The organism is Colwellia sp. Bg11-12, assembly GCF_014076955.1.
GTDB lineage: Bacteria > Pseudomonadota > Gammaproteobacteria > Enterobacterales > Alteromonadaceae > Colwellia_A.
On sequence record NZ_JACGUZ010000077.1, the window covers coordinates 1 to 17,200 of the forward strand.

Sequence of the window (17,200 nt, forward strand, 5' to 3'; positions counted from 1 at the left end):
TTTTTATTTGATAACCATAGCAGTAAAAAACGAATAAGGTCAAACAATACTCGAACACTTTATAACCAGCCTTATAGAGACAAACATCTAAAAGTAAACAGATTATTGTTGAAAAAATCAGATAAACAGTAAGGTTAGCGACAGAAAATCATTGTCGACAATACACTAAGTAATGACAATAACTTGATTGCAAAGCCAAATTAAACATGCCATTTGTTAATAACGATTAACTGTTCGTATACATTAATTTTTTCGTTCACCATTAATGATATTGCCAGGCTAATATCCCCAAATATTAACCTGAAATATTAACTTGAAATATTCCCAAATATTAGCCTGAAATATTCCGTCTATAATCTGCACCGTTGCCAGTTTCTAATAAAACACCATCAATAAAATGTAAATATGTACACTCATCTTTAGTGGTTAAATCATCTTTGTGAACACGATGTGTACGATAAAAAAGAACCTTTATTTCTTTCCCATCCATTTGATATTTTTCATTAAAGTCGGCAAGTCCGAGTTGATTTTTAACATCGTCATAGCGAGAGTTTAATTGAATTTTAGCGATTTGTTTACGATTTTCATATTCGCGATCGCCAAAGGATGTTGACATTGAATGCCCTTCATCACCACCACCAACAGCAATCACGCATCCTGATAGGGATAAAGTTAAAGGCGCAGCAATAAGTAATGCTATAATAGATTTTCTCATGAGTTTTCCCTTATGTATTTTTTGAATATTTATTAATAAAGCTATTCAGCTAATAGCAAGGGTCAAACCATATTTTCAAGTAATTGATATAGTTACGATTAATATAAAATCACTAAAAGTAAATTAACAATCACCTGTGATATTCACTAAAATATAGCCTCTTTAACAATTAAAAGTAATTTTATGACGACAACTGACGAAATAACAATCATCGCAAATCAACTGGCTAACCAAGGTAAAAAACCAACCGTAGCATTAGTTAAAACGAAATTAAGAAAACCAATTTCATTGCCTACGATCATTACAACATTAAGAAATTGGACACATGATCCTCAGCTTGTTGAATTAGAGATTGAATCTAAAGAGGCTTTAAGAAAAAAATCCACCTCTACTTCTCTTTCTCCAGAAATAGAACAGGCTATAGCAAAAGCATTACAGCCTATTGAAGCAGAATTAGCACAATTAAAAGCCTTAGTAATTAACTTAACAAAGCAGCAATAATAATGGTTAAGGAATTCGTGGGGTTAACATACGAATAAAACACGTAAGGGAGTCGGCAACTTTTTTATGCGCCTCGCACCCTACTTTCTCAACCCAAATCTCTCCGTTGTCATTGTTAACACTTAGGATCATATTTTCATCATCAGTCAGTGCAAAAAACAACGTTAGCGGTTGTTTTAGTTTTTGCTTCATTAAAATATGCCCTATCACATTCTCTTGTAAGCGTTGAAAATCCTCTTTACTCCAAGCAAAAAGTAAAGACAATGCACCATCATCACAACTAGCATCTAAAGTATCGCTATATAACGTGGTGAAATAAGTTTTAAAATCGGTATGGATAGTAACTTCTAATGCTTGTTCAACATTATCAAAATTTATCGGTTCAATTATATCAAATGGCTGCCAGTACTGATGATTTTCATCATAATCATCTGATAAACAAGGAGAAGGCCATTGTTCATCTTTTTCAATAAGTGGTAAATGCTGGTAACGCTCTTGGTATTGTGATAAATATTTTTGTGAAAATAATGATAAAGATTGCATTAACTCGCAAGGTGATGATTTCATCTGCTAAAAAGATCCTTTAAAATGTAACGAAAAATAGCCATAGACTGAACTAGCCCTTTTATGACAAATTATAAAAACGCAAAAGTATTAAGCCAATTAACACTTGGAAAAACTACGAGTTATTGTAGTGAATATAACCCAGAACTCTTACAAGCGGTACCACGAAGTTTGAATAGAGACAGTTTAGCTATTTCAGCAGATAACTTACCCTTTATGGGTGAAGATGTTTGGTATGGTTATGAAATCTCATGGCTAAATAGCTCAGGCAAACCAGTTGTAGCGGTTGCTGAATTTCGTTTTCCTTGCACCAGCCCAAATATAGTTGAATCTAAATCATTTAAACTCTATTTGAACAGTTTTAATCAGAGTCGATTTCCATCTTGGCAAGACGTTGAAAGTCGCTTAGTCAAAGACCTGTCAAATACATCGGGTAGTCTTGCCTTCGTAAAGCTGTTTCCTGTCGATAATTGTCCTGCACTTAATATTAATCATCAGATATTTTCTGAAAAGACACTCTGTATAGATGATGTAGACCTAGATGTTGAAAATTATCAACTTGATCCTACTTTATTGGTTGATGTTAATATTGAAGAACAAACAGTAGAAAGTGAAAGTTTAGTCAGTCACTTATTAAAATCTAACTGTTTAATTACTAATCAACCTGACTGGGCAAGTATCTACATTCAATATAGTGGTCGAAAAATTTCACAAAAAGCACTTCTTGCTTACTTAATATCATTTAGGCAACACAATGAATTTCATGAACAATGTGTCGAAAGAATATATTGCGATTTAACCAAGTATTGCCAACTTACCGAGCTTACTGTCTTTGCTCGTTATACTAGACGAGGGGGGTTAGATATAAATCCATTTCGTTCTACGGCTAAATTACACGCACCCACCGGAAGAACACTCAGGCAATAGCAATTATTTGAGTTAAATCAATTATAAGTCATTATTGATACTGACTTTTTGTTATCTAAGGTTTAATATTAATTTATATTATTTATAATTTAGTGTTCTTTTTATAATTAATGCGATTTAGTCGCTATACTAAAATTTAATCTATTAAATTCACTAAACCAATAAAGCACTTTACGGAAGACAGTTTTTTATGAGCAATAACTCAGCAGCCAGCAAAGAAATGATTTTACTGAAGAAAAAACTCGAACTCGCTATTACGTCACGTGCCGAAATTGAGACAGACCTTAAGTCACAATCCTCACTGTTAATAAAGTTTATAGAAAAGCTTTCTCTAGTTTGCGAAGGCATGGATATTACGTTAGATAATAAGTTGTCAAAGTTACGACTTTTACTTAAAAAATCGGCCGCTCTTCCTGAAATTCAATCACATATAGCATCGACATCGCTTCTTCTACAACAACAATCTCAAGTGAATGCGACTAATCTCAATCTATTACACGAAAGATTCCATATTGCTGGTTTAGCTTTACAGAAAATTAATGGATTACCTGCCGACTTAAGGCGTAAGTTGCGCAGCTTAATTACAGAGTCAAAGGATCCAAAAGATGCAGTAGTCCAATATGTGCCACTACTAAGTCAACTGTTAGAGTTTTACGATATGGCTTTATCAGCAAAAAACAAGGCAACAGTCACTACTGAAGGAATATTAAACCAGTCAAATTCAACGCTCAAAACAGTTGCTCTTAGCGATACTGCAGATCTTAAATACATAAAGCGCTTTGAAAAAATAATTACCGGATTAGCCGTTTCAGACAATCATGCAAAAGACATCGCTATTATTAAATCTCAGCTCAATAAAGACATATCTAACAATAAATTATTACATAATTTATTAACCGTATTTGATGTGATCATTGAAGATTTAAACGATGAAAGAAATACTGCAAAAATATTTCTTTCAACATTAAGTGAGACGTTAACAACGGTTCAGTCGGCAGTAAAGACGGCAGTAACCAGTTGTAAAGCAACTCAATCACAACATAGTTCATTAAATGAGCAGCTGCAAAAGCAAATAGTAGACATGGCGAATGGTCTAGACAAAGCAACGTCGCTAGCCGACATCAAAGTTGATATTAATGCAAAGTTACGCGTCATTGCTGGCACATTAGAGAAGAAAACAACCTTCGAACGTGAACAACAAGAATCTTTACACAGCCAATTATCATCAATGACTGAAAAAGTTGAGTTATTAGAAAAGCAAAGCCAACGTTTTGAAAAACGTATTCAAGAACAGCAAGCAAGAAGTTTACAAGACGCGTTAACCCAGCTAAATAACCGCGCTGCCTTTGATGAATACTTCGCCAAAGAAATTGTACGTTATCATAATAAAAAATTCGAATTAGCTATTGTTGTTATGGATCTGGATAACTTTAAGCGCATTAATGACACCTATGGCCACACAGCCGGTGATAAAACACTACAAGTCATTTCAAGTACGCTTAAGAAGCATATTGGTAATGAAGCCTTTATTGCCCGCTACGGCGGAGAAGAATTTGTGTTAATCTTTTCGGGGTTCAATCAAGAAAAATTAATAGATAGGCTCAACATATTGCGCTTACAGGTAGCGAAATTACCCTTTAAATTTAAAAATACTAAAGTCTCAATCACTATGTCTATGGGCGCTAGCCATATTCGACAAGATGACAATGTGCACATGGCTTTTGAGCGTGCCGATGGTGCACTTTATCAAGCAAAAGAGAAAGGAAAAAACACCGTAGTTTATATATAGCCAACGTCTAAAGTTTTACTTTTTCTACACTCTTATCCTGAACAGCTAATGATCTTAGCTCATTTCAAGCTATAAGCTTTAAATTTTTGTAAAGGAACTCAATTATGCATACGCAAATAAATCCTGTTGGCAACATGAACCTGTTGTCTCAGTCAGAAATAGAGCAACTTCAACAATCGGCAAACAGTAAAACATATCAGGTCTATCGAAACTGTTCACTCGCAGTATTAAATGCCGGAAGCCATACTGACGATGCAGAAGAGATATATCAAAAGTTTCAAGATTTCCAAATTCAAGTATTACGTCGTGAACGTGGTGTTAAACTCGCTTTAACCAATCCACCCAATGATGCTTTTGTTGATGGCAAAATTATAAAGGGTATTCAAGAGCTTTTGTCTGCCGTTTTACGTGATATTCTTTTTACACATAAGAGATATCAAGCCGATGCTCATCATACCCAACAAATTACCGATCTAACGTTTGATATTCTTCGTAATGCTAATGTCATTATTCCTGAAAGTGATCCTAATCTTGTTACTTGTTGGGGGGGGCATTCAATTAATGATAATGAATATAAATATACGAAAGAGGTTGGTTATCAATTAGGGTTGCGCGGTTTCAATATTTGTACCGGTTGTGGCCCCGGCGCAATGAAAGGACCGATGAAAGGAGCGACCATTGCCCATGCGAAACAACGAAACAAAAATGGTCGTTATATTGGCTTAACAGAACCCAGTATTATCGCTGCAGAGCCTCCAAACCCTATTGTGAATGAACTCGTCATAATGCCTGATATTGAAAAACGTTTAGAGGCTTTTGTTAGAATGTCACATGGTATTGTTATTTTCCCAGGTGGTGCAGGAACAGCTGAAGAATTGCTTTATATTTTAGGTATTATGTTAAATAGCAAAAATCAGGCTCAAAAACTACCTATTATTTTAACGGGCCCCAAAGAGAGTGCTGAATATTTTATACAAATAGATCGCTTTATTGCGGCAACTTTAGGTGAAAAGGCGCAAAGCCTTTATGAAATTATTGTTGACGATTCTATTGCTGTTGCGAAGGCTATGCGCCATAAATTAAATGAAGTAATAACGTACCGCAAAAAAACCGGTGATGCTTACCATTTTAACTGGTCACTTGTCATCGAACCTGATTTTCAACAGCCCTTTGAACCCACACATAAAAACATTGCTAACCTCCCTATTAACTACGATTTAGACAAAGCTACGTTAGCGGCAAACTTACGGCGTATTTTTTCTGCTATAGTAGCGGGTAATGTAAAATCACACGGTATTAAGGCGATCAGAGATAATGGTCCTTTTGAAATATCGGGTGATAAAAAAATAATGAAACTGATGGATAATTTACTTACCTCATTTGTTGAACAACAACGAATGAAGTTACCAGGTAGTAAATATGTACCGTGTTATAAAGTAATTTAAGGGTAAATGAATGTCCGCACATCTTGTATTAATTGATGCGTTGAATTTAATCAGAAGAATATACGCTGTTCAGGAGCGTCCTTTTCTTTTTAATAACGAGCTTGCTGAAAATACTAAAAAACAAGTCCTGTTTAATACTCAAAAAGCTTGCGGACAAGCTTTAAGTAAAATACTTGACCACCTCCAACCGAGTCATGCCTTAGCCGTATTTGACAGTGAAAAACCTTGTTGGCGTTATGAGTTATTCCCTGATTATAAAAAAGGCAGAAAAAAGATGGCTGAGCATTTAGCAACAAGCCTGTCTAATATTCAAGATGAATTAATGAAACAACAAGTCGACTCATTAATTCCTGAAGAAGATGAAGCTGACGATATTATTGCGACTTTAGCGGTAAAGATGGCATTAAAAGATCAAAACGTGACGATTGTTTCGACCGATAAAGGGTTCCTCTCGTTACTTAGCCCGCATATTGGTGTTTACGACCACTTTAATCGTCGTCACCTTGATACTAACTTTGTGCTAAGTAAATTCAACGTTAAACCACAGCAATTAATGGATTTATGGACATTAACCGGTGACAATACTAATAAAATACCGGGGGTTACCGGTATAGGACAAGTAACAGCAGCACAGCTTTTGAACAAGTATGGCTCATTGAAGTGCATACTTGAAGCAACAGATCTCAAAGCAACATTGGCTAATAAGCTCGTTGAACACAAAGAACAAATAGCATTGAGCCGAGACCTCTTCACCCTAAAAAAAGACATACCTCTGGGTTTTAACTTAAAAGATATTCGACTTTCATCTTAGGGTTATATCAGCATAAAATCAGTGTTAAACTTTATATAAATTGACTACAATAATGAGCTACTTTAAGCTTTATCGATGGCTGTTGAGAAATAATTTAATGGAATTTGTAATAAATGAATAAGAAAGTTGTCTCTCGTATATTAATAGCATTAGCCATTTACGGTGTTTTTGTTGCACTAGTGGTAAACTTTTATGATGACAGTCCTTCTGATATGGAATGGGGTGATCGTGAATCATATAACAAGCAGTATATTGGTAAATTAACATTAGAAAAGTTTAATTTTGAACAAGCAATAGAAGAATTAGGCAGCCCAGATATTACCGAAGCGAAAAAAATTGATGAAGATAGTTTTCAAGTAACCTTCTATCGTACTCAACACGTAAAATCTGACGGGTTTACCACTCAAGATGAATGCACAGCACTGTTATTTAAAAATGGCTCACTTATTGCCATTGGCAACACTGCTTATGAACAATTTCAGCAGCTATAATTGGCTAATTTAAAGCCGGCTTAATAAAACAAAAGTCTAATAACGTTTTATTAAACGATCATCTATACTAGCTGCTATAAAATCCACTAAGATAAAACCTTATAATGTATATGGCATGAAAGGTTTTATCATAGATTACACTCGCACAGCGTGCTATAACAGCACCCGTTTCCTAACTTGATAAACTCTTTTGAAAGGCAAAAAAATGGCTACACAAACCATAACAGTAATTCCTGGCGATGGCATTGGTCCCGATATTATCGATGCTACGATTAAAATTCTAGACAAAGCCGGATGTGGTTTTGAGTATGAATATGCAGATGCTGGTCTTACCGCTCTCCAAAACCATGGTGACTTAATTCCTGAAAGTACACTAGCGCTCATCCAAAAAAATAGAATTGCACTTAAAGGTCCCCTTACAACACCCGTTGGTGAAGGCTTTACCTCTATTAATGTAACTTTACGTAAACACTTTCAACTTTACGCCAATGTTCGCCCGGTTATTTCGTTTAAAGGTACCAAAGCCCGCTACGAAGATATCAATATAATTACCGTACGTGAAAATACTGAAGGTATGTATTCAGGCTTAGGGCAAATTCTCTCTGAAGATGGTGAAGTTGCAGAAGCTAAAAGCTTAATCACGCGAGAAGGTGCAGAACGTATTCTTACATTTGCCTACGAAACAGCAATAAAAGAAGGCCGTAAAAAAGTAACCGCTGTTCATAAAGCAAATATTTTAAAATCAACTTCAGGCTTGTTTTTAAAAGTAGCGCGAGAAGTTGCCACACGCTACCCTCAAATCGAATCAACAGAAATGATCGTTGACAATTGTTGTATGCAATTAGTGATGAATCCTGAACAGTTCGACGTAATCGTTACTACCAATTTATTTGGCGATATTCTATCTGACTTATGTGCAGGTTTAGTTGGTGGTTTAGGTATGGCACCTGGCGCTAATATTGGCGTTGACTGTGCAATTTTCGAAGCCGTTCACGGCAGTGCTCCAGATATTGCTGGCAAAAATTTAGCGAACCCTACATCAGTGATCCTAGCAGCTATTCAAATGTTAGAATATTTAGATATGGGTGATAAAGCACGTAATATTCGTGATGCTATTACGGATGTTATTGCCAGTGGTGATAGAACTACTCGTGATTTAGGCGGTACACATGGTACAACTGACTTTACTGAAGCGGTACTAGAACGCCTATAAGGCTTCACTACCTATTTAGAGTTGGCGCTGAGTCGTTTTCTAAAAATAATAAAAAACCGACATGATGTCGGTTTTTTTATTGTTAAGCAAAAATGCCCCTCACTACATTCGTTAAGTGATCTGTTTAAAACACAGATAAAATCACTTAGTTTCTGTCATTAATCTTACTCTGCTTTCAATGGAGGAGGAGATAATAACCTTGCATGTACTGTTATTTCTTCACGGTCATAATAAAGGTGCTTAGCATAAAGTTCATACTTTACTTGATGTTCACTAAAAGCATCTTTAATTATTTGTAAGTCATTAGTGACTTCCTGATAACGGCCTTTCATCGGCAGCTTCAAATTAAATATAGCTTCTTTACAATAACCATTTAATAGCCACTCAGCCATTAGCTTAGCGACACGTTGTGGTTTTTCAATCATGTCACAAACTAACCAATGAACATTTCTTTTCATCGGTATGTATTTAAAGCCATCCATCATGCGGTGTTTAACTTGCCCTGTATCCATTAATGACTCAGCCATAGCGCCATTATCAATAGCGGTAACCATCATGCCTCGGCGTACTAATTGATAGGTCCAGCCGCCAGGAGCAGCGCCTAAATCAACCGCATTAAGCCCTGATGTCAAACGTTCATCCCATTCGTCACGAGGAACAAAGTGTAAAAAAGCTTCATCTAATTTTAGTGTTGAACGACTTGGCGAAGCGCTGGGAAACTTCAATCTTGGAATACCCATCGTATAAACAGAGCTATTATCTGCAAGTGAAAAGCCAAATATGGCTTCTTTACCACTTAAAAACAAGCCATGTAAAATCGCGCCGTCGTTATTCCCTTTTTCCGTAAGAATTTTATGCTTACGTAATGATTGGCGTAATGGCACAGACAACTTACGACAGAACTTTGAAAGTTCTTTACCTTCGTTTGTATCAAGCATTTCCATACGTAAATCGGCATATTGCCATTCATTACCTAATACTTCAGTAATAGCTTCAACACGATTATAATCAGGTAGATCAATTTTATCAGTTACCGTAACAAACCAATCGCGAGCAAAGATCAAGCGTCGCAATGGGATGTTTTTCATTAAAACCTCACCGTCTTCGGGGTTATTTAAATGAAAATATACTAAACCTTCATTTTTAGTCAGCTGTAAATAGCCAAATATTTCATTCCATGAGGCTTTTTCTTGAATTTCTGCACCACACTCTTTTTCAAAGCCTGGGCGACAATATAATATAATAGAGGTCATAACTATGTTACCTACAAACGATCTTAATCTGTGCTTGAATTGTGCACAGTTCTATTAATTCCCGCCCAGCTGATACACAACCAACCCAGCGCAAATGATATACCACCAAAAGGAACAACTTTTCCGATCGTGGTAAAATCAAAAAATGTTTTTATATACAAAACACCACTAAAAAGTAAAATCCCAACAATAAAAAAACTCGCTGATAAATATAAAAGATTAATAACTTTAGCAGCATAATGCTTACGTGTTAGCAGTTGCAAAAAAATTGCCACAGAAAACAGTGCTAAAGTATGAAAAAATTGATATTGCAATGCGTGAGCAAGGCGTGATTGTACTTCATTTGGCATGTTCACCCCAGCATGGGCAAACCAAGCGCCGAATAATACAGAAAAACAGCCACTGATACCAATAAATATCATGATGACCTTTAAGTAATTCGCATAAAAGTTATTATTGCTATTTTTCATGCGAGCGATACCTGATTGGCTTCTAGAGACTCATCAATAAAGTTCACCATTTCGTTAACCGCTTTTTCTATATGCTGAATATGAGTAAAGCCTGATTTTATCCGTGGCTTTAAATTATGATCGCCATCTTCAAAAAATACACAACGGCAATGCGATGAATATTCATATCCCAATATTTCTTCTTTATTACCTAAAGCATCACGTGATCCCTGCAAAATTAAAATAGGTTTTTGTGTTTCTTGCAAAGGCGCTAACCTTAATTTTTCAGGCTGTTTCTGAGGATGAAATGGATAACCTAAACACATCACTCCCAAAGCCTTTAATGTTTTATCGCTTGCCAATGTAGCGGCAACCCTGCCTCCCATTGATTTACCCGCAAGAAAAATAGGCAAATGGGTATCTAATTCGTTAATAACCTTTTCAAAACAGTGTAATAACTTTGGCATTCTATCGGGAGGTCTACGGTTACCTTCCGCTAAACGAACATCCATATAAGAAAAATTAAATCGTAATACATTTATATTTTTCTTGTTTAAAGCACGACTGACTTGCTCCATAAATTCATGACTTTTATCAGCGCCCGCGCCATGAGCAAAAATAATAAAAGCTTTGGCGGTTGATACCGTATTATTAATCGTTGAAATGGGATGTTCTACTGTACTAGTCATATTGGTCATTTAATTCTTCTAAGTCTTGAGCGACGGTATCAAGAACCCATTCGCGAAAAGCGGCGATTTTGCCGATATCTACTTGCCGCCCACGACAGACAACATAATAAGCATTTTTACTTTCTAGTACCTCATCAAAGGGACAGATAAGCCTTCCAGCAGCAATATCTGGTTTGGCAAGGAAACTATGGGCTAACGCAACACCTTGTCCATGTAATGCCGCTTGTACAACCATAGCGGAATGGCTAAAAATAGGCCCATGATTAACATTCGTGGCTTTAACACCTACTTGTTTGAACCATCGCTTCCAGTCTCGACGAGAAGTATCATGCAATAAAGTATGGTTAACGAGATCTTCAACTTTACTGAGTGGTTTTTTACCTTGTAAAAGTAGAGGTGAACACACAGGAACAAGATATTCTTTTTGTAATTGCTCTGCGTGTATGTCTACCCAATGGCCGCGTCCATAATAAATAGCGACATCAACATCTTCAGTAAGCGAGTTTTCTGGTTGATCAACCGCTTTAATCCGAACATCAATGTCTGGATGTAAAGCATAAAAAGCGTTTAACCTTGGTACAAGCCATTGAATAGCAAAGCTAGGTTGGGTACTAACCGTTATTGCCCCTTTTTCACCACGTGCTAACAAACGTTCGGTCGCATCATTTATTGCATTAAAAACATCTTTAATATCGAGATAATACGCCTGACCTTCTTCAGATAACAGCAAAGCACGATTTTTACGCATAAATAACTTTATGCCTAAAAACTCTTCTAGCGATTTTATTTGATGGCTAATAGCGGCTTGAGTGACGAATAATTCTTCAGCCGCACGCGTAAAACTCAATTGTCTTGCTGAGGCTTCAAATGCCCTAAGAGCGTTTAGTGGAGGGAGTCTATTAGACAAGTTTCACCTTTTTTTATAATTTATTTTATAATTACACTCAAAAAGAATGCATAAATAACCAACAATAATAAATAACTATCTTTCATTAGTTTTTCTAATGAGAAACATTATAAATTGTCATTTTAAAAGTTGCCAGTGTTAACGTAGAATTCGCTTCATAGATGAAGGACTTCATCTTTATCCCAAAAACATTGGGCTAACTATTGGATGTGATTCCCAACCCATATTCAAGAATTAAGTAAGAAAAGGTCCCAGAACATCTATATGGATATAACGTTTAAATTAAAGGTGACCCTATGAAAGTTTTAAATAAAATCGCAGCATTAACATTAGTAACAACCATGATGGTAGCACAAGTTCAGGCTATCGAATTAGTAGAAGTAGAAACCGTAACACACTTTTCAATCATCGAAGCCGCTCAAAAAAGCTTAGCTGATTCAATGAAATTTGAAAGTAGCAAAATAACCTTAGCTAAAACTGTTATTAACGCTCAGATAGAACAGATTAACGACTTAGAGCAAGCAGATAAGCAAAGCTTTACAAAGTCACTGTCGGTTGCTGAATAAGCGTTTAGTATCGCTTAAAATTTTACTCTATCACTTAAGCTTTAACAGTAGTTTCTCTAGAACTTCTCGTAAAGTAATGTATTTTAAATGCATCAATTTATAATAGTGTAAAACGAAAAACAAAAAAGGATGCCACAAGCATCCTTTTTTAGATCTTAATCACTACATACGAATTAACTTGGGAATATACGATTATTTTGCCAAAGTTTACTAAAAATAGTATCAACAGACATTGAAGCTGCTTTTGAAAACTTTTCAGCTAAGGTCTTTTTAATTACATATTTCAAAGCAATTATTTGATGTGATTTACTGCGTGACTGTAAAAAGTCATCACTGGTTTGTATCTCATCAACCAAACCAAGCTCTTTCGCCGTGCTACCAAACCAATGCTCACCTGTTGCTACCTTATCAATATCTAAGCTTGGGCGGTGTTCACGAACAAAATCTTTGAATAACACATGAGTCTCTTCTAACTCTTCAGAGAATTTTTCACGACCTTTATCGGTGTTCTCACCAAACATGGTAACAGTGCGTTTAAATTCACCTGCAGTAAACTGCTCGTAATCAATATCGTTTTTCTTGAGTAACTTATGAAAATTAGGCACCTGCGCAATAACACCTATTGAACCAAGGATAGCAAATGGTGCAGAAATTATTTTGTTAGCAACACAGGCCATCATATAGCCACCACTTGCCGCGACTTTATCAACCGAAGCCGTTAATGGAATCTGGTGCTGGCGAAGTCTATCGAGTTGTGAAGCCGCTAAGCCGTAGCCATGCACCATGCCGCCGCCACTTTCTAAACGAAGAAACACTTCATCTTCAGGTGTTGCTACGGTTAGTATTGCTGATATTTCTTCGCGTAACCCACTGACTTCTCGTGCGTCAATGCTGCCGTCAAAATCAAGCACAAAAATTCGAGGTTCAGCTTTAGGGCTAAGATCTTCATTATCACCTTGAGTTTTAGCTAACTTTTTATCAGCCTTAGCTTTTTCTTTTGCTGCTTTCTTATCTTTCTTCTCTTTTTCTTTAAGCTCATCTTTTGATAATAAATAGTGAATAATATCTTCTTCTACATCACTAAATTCTTCGGATAAGTCGGTAAGCTCTAATTCACCTTTTTTCCCACCCTGCTTCATCGCTGACGATGCAATGAGTGCAACAATTACTACAACAGCAATAACAAAGGTCACTACCTTAGCTAAAAACAAGCCATATTCGTATAAAAATTCCAATATTTTCTCCTAATATTAACTTCAGTTCCATTCAATAACTTATGAGATTTCAAGTTAACTTATTAATTTATCTATAAGGTATATGGGGCATGTTCTGCATAAATAAAGTTAAGAAACTAAAAAGCTATAAAAAAGGCAATAAAAAACCCTCCTAAGAGGGTTTTTTTAATTATTGCTAAAGTTATTTAACAACGGCTGTATCAGTTACTTGAATTAATTGTCCCATCGTCGCAAAGAATACGGCTACTTGCGATTGCATCTCTTGTGTAGCGCGAGCACTTAGCTCTACACTAGGTGAAGCTGCGTTGGCACGGGGATCAAGTATTGAACTGTGATGTCCATGAACAAATCTCACCACACCAGAACCTTCAGTTGTTTCACTAACACTTTGTAAGCCCAATAAAGCGATTGCAGGTTCAGTGCCGCCCATAGGGGTAAACGGTGCTCTATTCGTCACGGTTTGGTCTGAAAGGTTATCAGCACCATCACCAACAACTTCAATAAAGTGAGTAGGTGTTTGTGTTGCCGCTAATGCTTGAACATATGCAATAGGGTCACCTGAGTCTGTTACGGTTTGCGCTGCAAACGTAAACTGTGCAAAGCCTGCGTCTAAGGTTGCTTTATCTTCAGGTTCTAAAGCATCATAGAAAGCAAAATAGAAAGCACTTAGTTCGGTTTGAGTATAATCAGCAGGTAATCTTGCTGCAACTGCTGCAGCAAAACCAGGCGACAACTGTAAGGTTAAATTAGACTTAGCTAAGCCTTCAAATGCTGGCGAATCTAAACCAAAGTTAGCTAACATTAAACCAGGCATCGCTAAAGAGGTACTGGCAATTTTAAATAAGCCATCGATTTGTGGATTTAACTCAGTGTTTGCTAAACCCACCGTATTCATTCCATATATACCACCTAATGAATGACCTAAAAGGTGTACTTTAGAACTATCGATTTTAATTGGATTACCATCGCTGTCAGCACCGCCTAAGAAGTTCATGCCTAAACGTAAACCTAATAAATCAGCCGTACTTTGACGAGTATTATCACGCATAGTTAACATACTACCTAAGTTAACATAGTGTAATGTCGACACTGTAGAAGTATTGATCTCGTCAATACCGTCACCATTTAAATCAAAACCACGGCTACCATGTAATGGCTGATCAATCGCAATAGTTGCGATACCAAATGCCGATAATATACCGGTGATCGGTAACATTTGTTCTTTGGTTGAAGTAATGCCATGAACTAAAATCGCTACTGGCCAACCATTTTCAGGCACTTCTAATGCCGGTAAGCCCATGCTTGCACGCACTGGATTAGCCCAAGCTAAATCTGGCGTGGTCATTTGAACATCAATGGGCAACATCGCGCTTGTTGCAGGAATAGGGTTAAACTTAGTTAAATTACGTTCGGTATCAAGAGTGGCTAATGCTGGATTTGCGCTTGAGCTTAAATCTCGCAAACCGAAATTCATACAAAAACCATCATTTGCATCTAACGCATCAGCAGGGATCGCCGCTGGGTTTGCTGCTGCTAAGCCTGCAAGTGTAGCACCAGAATCACAACGAGCACGCCACCAGTCATTAACAGGTGCTAATGGGTTTTCAGCTGAAGGTACGCCAGAGTAATAAGGAAGTGTAATTGAACCACGAATATAATTTGCAGCTGAATATAATGGGATTAAACTTTCAGGAATTAAGCCATTTAAAACGTTAGCTACTGACATTCCTGTATCGGCTACACCAATAGCAGGAATTCCTTGTTGAGCATTAGCAAGCAGTTGAGGTACACCAGCGGCCATCAAAGACTTAACCGTGCTTAATACTCGCGTCGTTGATTGTGTTGTCATTGCTGCGGTATAAACAATAGTATCACTACTAACCCCAGCTGCGACTACAGCAGCCTCATAACTATTAATTGCAGCTTGTAAACCTAATTGCGATGCATTGCCTAGTGGTAAAGTATTAATATCTTGACGTGCTAATTCATAGGTAGTTGAACCCGCAATAGCTTTACCATTGTTATCACGAAGATTGTTCGTCATTACCATAACATAGGTCGTTTCTGCTTTAAGCGGCTGGATCGGAACAAATAAAACATTATCGCCAGATTTTTGCGTAACAAAATCTTGCATGAACACAAGCTCACCAACAACTTTACAGGCAAGGCCACGCGTTACAGCAGTACAGTCACTGTCATTCGCATCACCACCCATAATTGTTTCAAAAACTCTTACCGATGCAGGTTCTGAAGCACTAGCTGCATCTAAAGAGGTACCCGTAGGGAATTCAATCGCTAAAGGAAAAGGCTGAGAAATAGACCAACCGTCCAGTGCACTAATGGCTACAAAAGGGTCTGAACCATCAGTTGGATCTGCAACAGGAATTTCTAACGTACCGTCTTTGGTACCAGAAAAAATCAAGTCATTTGGAATAGAAAGTCCGGCAGCGCCAGCACTTGGGTCAAATTTAACACGAGCGGTTGCTGTTACGGCACTGCCGTTATCAACCACTTCTTTTTGAACATCTTTAATTGATTCATCATCACATGCTGTTAATCCTAGAATACTGGCAATAGCAACACTAAGTACGAGCTTTTTCATTTTATCTCCCCACAGACGAGCTTTATATTATTTAGCTTTTTATGCTTTATTTTTTATTTATGAGTAAATTTATGATATTTCGATCACAAAATTAACTTGTTCGACCAGTTAAACTTAACGCAAGAATTGCCTAAGTGCTAGCGGTTTTTTGTTTTATTATAGCTTTAAATATTATTTTAGATAAAAAATTCAAATATTACTCGTCAGTCAATAGGTCGAAGTAGTAGAATTACCGCCCATATTTTCCTTCAAATAATTTGTATTCAAACTATGTTTAATTATCAAATAACAGCGAACTCTTTAGCCAATAAAATAATATTAGTCACCGGCGCAGGAGATGGTATTGGCCGTCAAGCCGCATTAACGTATGCAGAATTAGGCGCTACTGTTATTTTATTAGGGAAAACCACAGCTAAGTTAGAATCAGTTTACGACGAGATAATTGCTCAAGGTTCAGCTGAACCGGCCATTATTCCACTCGATTTAAAAGGTGCGTCGAAACAAAACTATATTGATATGACCTCAACAATTGTGGATCAGTTTGGACAACTTGATGGGGCATTACTTAATGCTTCAATACTTGGTGAACTTACCCCTTACACTCAGGTGCACGAACAAATTTGGCAAGACGTTATGCAAGTCAATGTAACGGCTCAACATTTAATGGCGCAAGCGTTAATCCCTGCATTATTACTCAGTGACAATGCCTCATTAGTGTTTACCACTTCAGGTGTCGGTAACAAAGGTAAAGCTTATTGGGGCGCTTATAGTGTGTCTAAGTTTGCCACTGAAGGTCTCATGCAAGTCATTGCAGATGAATACGAAACAAGCACATTACGGGTTAATGTTATTAATCCTGGTGCAACGCGCACACCAATGCGTGGTATTGCTTACCCAGGAGAAAGTGAGCATGATTCAGCAAAACCAAAAGATATTATGCCCGCTTATGTTTATTTAATGACGACTGATAGTTTGTCGGTTAACGGACAACGTGTTAACGCACAAAAGTAAAACTAAAAAAGGCTGCAAGTGTTGAACACTTG

17 protein-coding genes are annotated in these 17,200 nt (G+C 36.9%); 9 read left to right on the forward strand and 8 right to left on the reverse strand.

Annotated features, from left to right (window positions below; genetic code table 11):
- Window positions 1-331 precede the first annotated feature (331 nt).
- The gene (locus H4J39_RS13880; RefSeq protein ID WP_182229012.1) at window positions 332-715 is read right to left on the reverse strand and encodes a DUF3192 domain-containing protein; all 384 of its coding nucleotides are present in this window, start codon (window positions 713-715) and stop codon (window positions 332-334) included.
- A gap of 183 nt (window positions 716-898) precedes the next feature.
- Between H4J39_RS13880 and H4J39_RS13885 the strand changes: the two genes are divergently transcribed.
- Entirely contained in the window at window positions 899-1,216 is a 318-nt protein-coding gene (locus H4J39_RS13885; RefSeq protein WP_182229013.1) for a hypothetical protein, read from the forward strand.
- A gap of 6 nt (window positions 1,217-1,222) precedes the next feature.
- Here H4J39_RS13885 and syd read toward each other — a convergent pair whose 3' ends face one another.
- The gene (gene syd / locus H4J39_RS13890; protein ID WP_182229014.1) at window positions 1,223-1,783 is read right to left on the reverse strand and encodes a SecY-interacting protein; all 561 of its coding nucleotides are present in this window, start codon (window positions 1,781-1,783) and stop codon (window positions 1,223-1,225) included.
- Between the two features lie 60 nt (window positions 1,784-1,843).
- Between syd and queF the strand changes: the two genes are divergently transcribed.
- From queF to H4J39_RS13920, 6 genes are all read left to right on the forward strand, one after another.
- The gene (gene queF, locus H4J39_RS13895; protein ID WP_182229015.1) at window positions 1,844-2,707 is read left to right on the forward strand and encodes an NADPH-dependent 7-cyano-7-deazaguanine reductase QueF; all 864 of its coding nucleotides are present in this window, start codon (window positions 1,844-1,846) and stop codon (window positions 2,705-2,707) included.
- 190 nt (window positions 2,708-2,897) lie between these two features.
- Window positions 2,898-4,496, forward strand: coding sequence for a GGDEF domain-containing protein (locus H4J39_RS13900; RefSeq protein ID WP_182229016.1), 1,599 nt, complete (start codon window positions 2,898-2,900; stop codon window positions 4,494-4,496).
- Window positions 4,497-4,600: 104 nt separating this feature from the next.
- Window positions 4,601-5,941, forward strand: a complete 1,341-nt coding sequence (gene ppnN, locus H4J39_RS13905) for a nucleotide 5'-monophosphate nucleosidase PpnN (protein ID WP_182229017.1) — start codon at window positions 4,601-4,603, stop codon at window positions 5,939-5,941.
- Window positions 5,942-5,951: 10 nt separating this feature from the next.
- Window positions 5,952-6,752: a flap endonuclease Xni gene (gene xni, locus H4J39_RS13910; RefSeq protein WP_182229018.1), complete on the forward strand. Its 801-nt coding sequence runs from the start codon at window positions 5,952-5,954 to the stop codon at window positions 6,750-6,752.
- Between the two features lie 113 nt (window positions 6,753-6,865).
- Entirely contained in the window at window positions 6,866-7,243 is a 378-nt protein-coding gene (locus H4J39_RS13915; RefSeq protein WP_182229019.1) for a DUF3192 domain-containing protein, read from the forward strand.
- Between the two features lie 205 nt (window positions 7,244-7,448).
- Window positions 7,449-8,456 (forward strand): isocitrate dehydrogenase, encoded by a 1,008-nt coding sequence (locus tag H4J39_RS13920; RefSeq protein WP_182229020.1) that lies wholly within the window; start codon window positions 7,449-7,451, stop codon window positions 8,454-8,456.
- 164 nt (window positions 8,457-8,620) lie between these two features.
- On the opposite strand, the gene rlmM is transcribed toward H4J39_RS13920, so the two are convergent.
- Genes rlmM through H4J39_RS13940 form a run of 4 tightly spaced genes read right to left on the reverse strand, consistent with a single transcriptional unit; the run spans window position 8,621 to window position 11,754 of the window.
- Window positions 8,621-9,709 (reverse strand): 23S rRNA (cytidine(2498)-2'-O)-methyltransferase RlmM, encoded by a 1,089-nt coding sequence (gene rlmM / locus H4J39_RS13925; protein ID WP_182229021.1) that lies wholly within the window; start codon window positions 9,707-9,709, stop codon window positions 8,621-8,623.
- Between the two features lie 23 nt (window positions 9,710-9,732).
- The gene (locus H4J39_RS13930; RefSeq protein ID WP_182229022.1) at window positions 9,733-10,179 is read right to left on the reverse strand and encodes a DUF423 domain-containing protein; all 447 of its coding nucleotides are present in this window, start codon (window positions 10,177-10,179) and stop codon (window positions 9,733-9,735) included.
- Complete coding sequence (locus H4J39_RS13935; protein WP_220462209.1) at window positions 10,176-10,856, reverse strand: alpha/beta family hydrolase; 681 nt, start codon at window positions 10,854-10,856, stop codon at window positions 10,176-10,178. Before H4J39_RS13935 ends, H4J39_RS13930 begins: the two co-directional genes overlap by 4 nt.
- Entirely contained in the window at window positions 10,840-11,754 is a 915-nt protein-coding gene (locus H4J39_RS13940) for a transcriptional regulator GcvA (RefSeq protein ID WP_182229023.1), read from the reverse strand. Before H4J39_RS13940 ends, H4J39_RS13935 begins: the two co-directional genes overlap by 17 nt.
- 296 nt (window positions 11,755-12,050) lie before the next feature.
- Here H4J39_RS13940 and H4J39_RS13945 point away from each other — a divergent pair, with 296 nt between their 5' ends.
- Entirely contained in the window at window positions 12,051-12,320 is a 270-nt protein-coding gene (locus H4J39_RS13945; protein WP_182229024.1) for a hypothetical protein, read from the forward strand.
- A gap of 173 nt (window positions 12,321-12,493) precedes the next feature.
- Here H4J39_RS13945 and sohB read toward each other — a convergent pair whose 3' ends face one another.
- Both sohB and H4J39_RS13955 read right to left on the reverse strand, forming a co-directional pair.
- The gene (sohB, locus tag H4J39_RS13950) at window positions 12,494-13,555 is read right to left on the reverse strand and encodes a protease SohB (RefSeq protein ID WP_182229025.1); all 1,062 of its coding nucleotides are present in this window, start codon (window positions 13,553-13,555) and stop codon (window positions 12,494-12,496) included.
- A 181-nt stretch (window positions 13,556-13,736) separates the two neighbouring features.
- Complete coding sequence (locus H4J39_RS13955; RefSeq protein WP_182229026.1) at window positions 13,737-16,157, reverse strand: VolA/Pla-1 family phospholipase; 2,421 nt, start codon at window positions 16,155-16,157, stop codon at window positions 13,737-13,739.
- Between the two features lie 270 nt (window positions 16,158-16,427).
- On the opposite strand from H4J39_RS13955, the gene H4J39_RS13960 reads away from it, so the two are divergent.
- Window positions 16,428-17,168, forward strand: a complete 741-nt coding sequence (locus tag H4J39_RS13960) for a YciK family oxidoreductase (protein WP_182229027.1) — start codon at window positions 16,428-16,430, stop codon at window positions 17,166-17,168.
- Window positions 17,169-17,200: the final 32 nt, after the last annotated feature.

What these genes read in the sequence shown, in the direction of transcription:
- H4J39_RS13880 (WP_182229012.1), bottom strand. Translation starts at nt 715, where the DNA reads ATGAGAAAATCTATTATAGCATTACTTATTGCTGCGCCTTTAACTTTA.
- H4J39_RS13885 (WP_182229013.1), top strand. Translation starts at nt 899, where the DNA reads ATGACGACAACTGACGAAATAACAATCATCGCAAATCAACTGGCTAAC.
- syd (WP_182229014.1), bottom strand. Translation starts at nt 1,783, where the DNA reads ATGAAATCATCACCTTGCGAGTTAATGCAATCTTTATCATTATTTTCA.
- queF (WP_182229015.1), top strand. Translation starts at nt 1,844, where the DNA reads ATGACAAATTATAAAAACGCAAAAGTATTAAGCCAATTAACACTTGGA.
- H4J39_RS13900 (WP_182229016.1), top strand. Translation starts at nt 2,898, where the DNA reads ATGAGCAATAACTCAGCAGCCAGCAAAGAAATGATTTTACTGAAGAAA.
- ppnN (WP_182229017.1), top strand. Translation starts at nt 4,601, where the DNA reads ATGCATACGCAAATAAATCCTGTTGGCAACATGAACCTGTTGTCTCAG.
- xni (WP_182229018.1), top strand. Translation starts at nt 5,952, where the DNA reads ATGTCCGCACATCTTGTATTAATTGATGCGTTGAATTTAATCAGAAGA.
- H4J39_RS13915 (WP_182229019.1), top strand. Translation starts at nt 6,866, where the DNA reads ATGAATAAGAAAGTTGTCTCTCGTATATTAATAGCATTAGCCATTTAC.
- H4J39_RS13920 (WP_182229020.1), top strand. Translation starts at nt 7,449, where the DNA reads ATGGCTACACAAACCATAACAGTAATTCCTGGCGATGGCATTGGTCCC.
- rlmM (WP_182229021.1), bottom strand. Translation starts at nt 9,709, where the DNA reads ATGACCTCTATTATATTATATTGTCGCCCAGGCTTTGAAAAAGAGTGT.
- H4J39_RS13930 (WP_182229022.1), bottom strand. Translation starts at nt 10,179, where the DNA reads ATGAAAAATAGCAATAATAACTTTTATGCGAATTACTTAAAGGTCATC.
- H4J39_RS13935 (WP_220462209.1), bottom strand. Translation starts at nt 10,856, where the DNA reads ATGACCAATATGACTAGTACAGTAGAACATCCCATTTCAACGATTAAT.
- H4J39_RS13945 (WP_182229024.1), top strand. Translation starts at nt 12,051, where the DNA reads ATGAAAGTTTTAAATAAAATCGCAGCATTAACATTAGTAACAACCATG.
- H4J39_RS13955 (WP_182229026.1), bottom strand. Translation starts at nt 16,157, where the DNA reads ATGAAAAAGCTCGTACTTAGTGTTGCTATTGCCAGTATTCTAGGATTA.
- H4J39_RS13960 (WP_182229027.1), top strand. Translation starts at nt 16,428, where the DNA reads ATGTTTAATTATCAAATAACAGCGAACTCTTTAGCCAATAAAATAATA.